The 407-nt window shown below is 53.3% G+C and carries 1 protein-coding gene; it reads right to left on the bottom strand.

Features of this window, described 5'->3' with window-relative positions; translation table 11 throughout:
* The coding region (locus AC1RO3_RS08720) for a hypothetical protein (RefSeq protein ID WP_481764036.1) at nt 1–319 on the bottom strand (319 nt) is incomplete at its 3' end.
* Nucleotides 320–407 lie beyond the last annotated feature (88 nt).

Raw genomic sequence — 407 nt, 5'->3', positions numbered from 1 at the left:
CATCCAGACCCAGCGATAGCTCCTTAGGCGTGTTGACGTGCTCAGAGTACACGACGATATCACCAAACAGGGTCCCCACAGGCGGAAACTCTCCGGCGTACCCCGCGTAGTAGATCAGGTCAAGCGCCAAGAAGATGTGCCGGATGGGCAAATCCTCTGGAGGTTCCTGCTCTGCCATAATGCAGCTCGCGATCGTTGCGCACAGTTTGTCGCTGAGCACTACTGCCGTCACCTTGCGACCTTCCTCGCGCACCCCTGAGCTAAGACGGGCCAGAGCGCCAAGAAAGTTCTCATCAAGCTTTAAGACATGAGTACTCATTTAGTGTTCCTTAGTTTGTTTCTATCCATCACGAACATAAAGGTGACGGCTACAACCGTGTACACACTCATGATCAGGTTGGACAACG

The organism is Dellaglioa sp. CoH-57-MRSF-19, assembly GCF_056781975.1.
The sequence above is the reverse complement of the archived record's forward strand: the minus strand, read 5'-3'. Positions and strand labels throughout refer to the sequence as shown.